The following is a 2,265-nucleotide window of genomic DNA, read 5'->3' on the forward strand; positions in this document are numbered from 1 at the left end:
AAAGATAATTAAAATTTTAAAACTAGTTTTTTGGAGGAATCAATATTAAACGCTCTTTTTCATATACAGCGAACTTCATAAAATACCTCGGTACAGGAGGAGCCCGCTTCTGCATGATACGCCAGTTAAGATGCACCGGTGGAATTTGGTTCACTTATGGAGGCCTAAATGGCATAATAGATCCCGGACCGGGCAGCCTTTATCATATCTGCAACGCCTCACCTTTTTTAGACGTAAATTCTATAAAAGCCGTTTTATTAACTCACAAACATCTTGATCACAGTACTGACATAAATGTCATAATAGAAGCTATAACTGAGGGTGGCTTTCGCAAACAGGGCACATTAATCATCCCCGAAGACGCCATGACTAGCCCCGATTCCGTTCTACTCAACTACTCTGCCCAAAAAGTAAGCAGAATACAAAAAACAAAAGACGGTTTAATAACGGAACTTGACCACGGAGTTTCAGTTGAGGCTGTAAAACACGTCCATAATAACGTAGATTGTTTTGGTTATATTCTAAGAAAAGAGGGACTTCGAACTTGGGGTATAATCAGTGACACAAAGCCTTTGACAACTTTTGCAGAAAGATATAAAGATTGTGATTATATTTCTGTAAACACGACATTTCTTGAAAAAAATACACATTCTGAGCACATGTCTATATCAGACACAATGGAGTTGTTGCAAGAACTAAGTCCAAAACTGGCGACAATATCACACATGGGAATAAAAATATTAAACAAGGGACCCGAAACTCTGGCAAAACAAATCTCAAATAAACACACAAGAGTAGTTGCGGGACAAGACGGGATGATTATAAACTTAGACAACCTCAAAGTATTTACTCCCGTTGTTGATAAAAAAATAAAAATAAAAAAATATAGAATTATTTGACGAGAAATAGCTTAAACAAAACTGCTACTGTGATAAGAATATTCATTCTTAAAGAATAAACTTCTCCGTTCCAAGCCACACTTCTGTCAAAACTAGATTCAGCAGAATTCTCATTTTTGTATGGCATTAATTTTAAAGGAAAGAAAGAGGGAACATTTTTTCTGTATTCTAAATACACCTCACCAAACTTTGATTCCAAAAAACTTTCTTCGGCGGGAATGACAATTATCATATAAAGAGTAAGAAATGCAACTGAAAAAGCAAGTACACAGGGCCAGCCCAACATTAATGTCCAGCCAAGACCCATCACAAAATTCCCTAAATAAAGAGGATTGCGAATCCATTTATACGGTCCCCAAACGACTAGCTTAGGTGCTCCTATAGTGCTTGTCCTGTAGTTGGGAATATAGCCTGCCGCCCAAAATCTAAATGCTTGCCCAGCAACAAGAAAAAATGAACCTAAAATCAATCTCAAAAGATTATATTCATACGGAAAGATTAGTGCTATAACAGCAAAAACTCCCCATGCTATACCTCTGCATCTAAAAACAGCATCTCCGAAATTATTTTTTCTCACGGCCATCCTCCAGCTTCTTTTTTTCTTCTTTAAGGAGTTTATCTGCTCCACCCCAACCAAATTGCTTAATAACCATTAATGAACCCAAAGCAACTCCCGTATATTCAGAAAGAACTCTCCAGGTAACTGCCAAAATTCCAGCTAGGCTCCAAGGGACAAATAAGGCAAAAACAGCGGTAGCACCACCTTCTGCTGCCCCACTACTTCCAGGGGTGGGAACAAAATAAAGAAGAAATAGTAGGAGCGATTCTGCCAATATACATTGCATAAACTTAACTTCAGAACCAATAGCTATAATCAAACAGGGCATGATGGACATATACACTAATAGATGCAATACCGCCCCGAAGATAGATGCTATAAACCACTTCCTGCCAGTAGAAAAAAAGACACGAATGTTTTCACTGTAGCAATCTATTTCTCTGTTAACTCTTCTCGCTGCCCTTAAAATCCCTGTAGATCTTATTATTCCTATTTTATTAAGTTTTACTATAATCCAATTACTCCATTTTTTTATCCAATCAGGACGAACAAAACTAATCATCAGGAATGCACCTGCAATTGATATAAATATTAAGACATAAAGCACAAACCACTTCAAAACGATGTGTCTGGCAAGAAATTCAGGCTCATGAAATAAAGAAAAGGGAAGAACCAGTGCAAGTAAAAAAATTATTTGCAAAGTACGAACTATTGTTATTGCAACAGATTTACCTACAGAAACGCCCCTTTTATAGAGAAGATAAACTTGAAAAGGTCCACCACCACTTTGCATTGGTGTTATTGCAC

3 protein-coding genes are annotated in these 2,265 nt (G+C 37.2%); 1 reads left to right on the top strand and 2 read right to left on the bottom strand.

The genetic code is table 11. From position 1 onward, the window contains the following. Positions 1-113: 113 nt before the first annotated feature. A complete protein-coding gene (locus GXZ13_07615) occupies positions 114-899 on the top strand; it encodes an MBL fold metallo-hydrolase (GenBank protein NLX75670.1) in 786 nt (261 codons plus the stop codon). Here GXZ13_07615 and GXZ13_07620 read toward each other — a convergent pair. Together GXZ13_07620 and GXZ13_07625 are read right to left on the bottom strand one after the other, a co-directional pair. Continuing rightward, a complete protein-coding gene (locus GXZ13_07620; protein ID NLX75671.1) occupies positions 892-1,476 on the bottom strand; it encodes an isoprenylcysteine carboxylmethyltransferase family protein in 585 nt (194 codons plus the stop codon). The genes GXZ13_07615 and GXZ13_07620 overlap by 8 nt on opposite strands. Next, a partial coding sequence (locus GXZ13_07625; protein NLX75672.1) for a flippase-like domain-containing protein occupies positions 1,463-2,265 on the bottom strand: 803 nt, incomplete at its 5' end. The genes GXZ13_07620 and GXZ13_07625, both read right to left, overlap by 14 nt.

Source organism: Synergistaceae bacterium (assembly GCA_012728235.1).
In the GTDB taxonomy this organism is placed as follows: domain Bacteria; phylum Synergistota; class Synergistia; order Synergistales; family Synergistaceae; genus JAAYFL01.

Bases quoted from the DNA above. Each gene is read 5' to 3' on its own strand.
- GXZ13_07615 (NLX75670.1), top strand. From the start codon at position 114: ATGATACGCCAGTTAAGATGCACCGGTGGAATTTGGTTCACTTATGGA.